The 1,262-nt window shown below is 67.7% G+C and carries 1 protein-coding gene and 1 pseudogene; both read left to right on the forward strand.

Translation table 11 applies throughout. The annotated features are described in order from the left end of the window. Window positions 1-109: 109 nt before the first annotated feature. Window positions 110-640, forward strand: a pseudogene (locus MJD61_16135) (cell division protein FtsK). Between the two features lie 53 nt (window positions 641-693). After that, on the forward strand, window positions 694-1,262 hold a 569-nt coding region (locus MJD61_16140; GenBank protein MCG8556794.1), incomplete at its 3' end, for an outer membrane lipoprotein carrier protein LolA.

Here is a 1,262-nt window from a genome sequence, read left to right on the forward strand (position 1 = left end):
CGCCTCCTGATTCGGCTCGGGTCTGGCGCCGGCGGGGAAGAGACCCTACATCTGGGCCGTATCATGAGAACCATGCGCGCCTTTCACCGATCTCTCTTCGGACTTTGGGCGGCCCTCGGTCGACGTCATCACCGGCACCATCAAGGCCAACTTCCCGACCCGGGTGTCCTTCCACGTCACCTCCAAGATCGACAGCCGCACCATCCTCGGCGAGCCGGGCGCCGAGCAGCTTCTCGGCCAGGGCGACATGCTCTACATGGCCCAGGGCGGGCGCATCACCCGCGTGCACGGCCCCCTGGTGACCGACCAGGAGGTCGAGGACGTGGTCGCCCACCTGAAGCGCCAGCGCCAGCCCTCCTACATCGAGTCGGTGACAGAGGAGGAGGACGGCGAGGGCTTCGACAGCTTCGCCGCCGAGGGCGGCAGCGGCGACGAGCTCTACGACCGGGCGGTCGCGGTGATCTGCCAGCACCGCAAGGCCTCCACCAGCTTCATCCAGCGCCACCTGCAGATCGGCTATAACCGGGCGGCGCGCATCATCGAGCGCATGGAGGTCGAGGGCCTGGTCAGCGAGGCCAACCACGTGGGCAAGCGCGAGGTGCTTATTTCCGGCCCCGAGGACCTCAGCGCCGCCTCCTGATTCGGCTCGGGTCTGGCGCCGGCGGGGAAGAGACCCTACATCTGGGCCGTATCATGAGAACCATGCGCGCCTTTCACCGATCTCTCTTCGGACTTTGGGCGGCCCTCGGGCTCGCCGCGGGTCTGTTTTTCGCCGCACCAGTCCAAGCGCAGGAGGAGACCGCCGCGGCGGTGACCGGCGAAGACCAGGAGACTCTGGCGCGGCTGGTCGACTACCTGAACCAAATCGACACCCTCAAGTCGCGCTTCGTGCAGGTCTCCTCCAACGGCGCCTATGCCGAGGGCGATCTCTACCTCGACCGGCCGGGCCGGCTGCGCTTCGAGTACGATCCACCCCATCCGGCGCTGCTGATCGCCAACGGCGTGACGCTGCTCTACTACGACCGGGAGCTGAAGCAGGCGACTTTCCTGCCGCTCTGGGAGACGCCGCTGTGGTTCCTCATCCGCGAGGAGGTCGACCTGGAAGACGGCGTCGCCATGCGCGCCATCGAGCGGCACGCGGCCACCATCCGGGTCACCCTGGAGCTGAGCGACGACAGCGACGAGGGGGAGGTGACGCTGACCTTCGGCGACCGCCCGCTGTCCCTGCATAGCTGGGAGATCCGCGACGCCCAGGGCATCAG

This window comes from Pseudomonadota bacterium (assembly GCA_022361155.1).
Taxonomy (GTDB): Bacteria; Myxococcota_A; Polyangia; order Polyangiales; family JAKSBK01; genus JAKSBK01.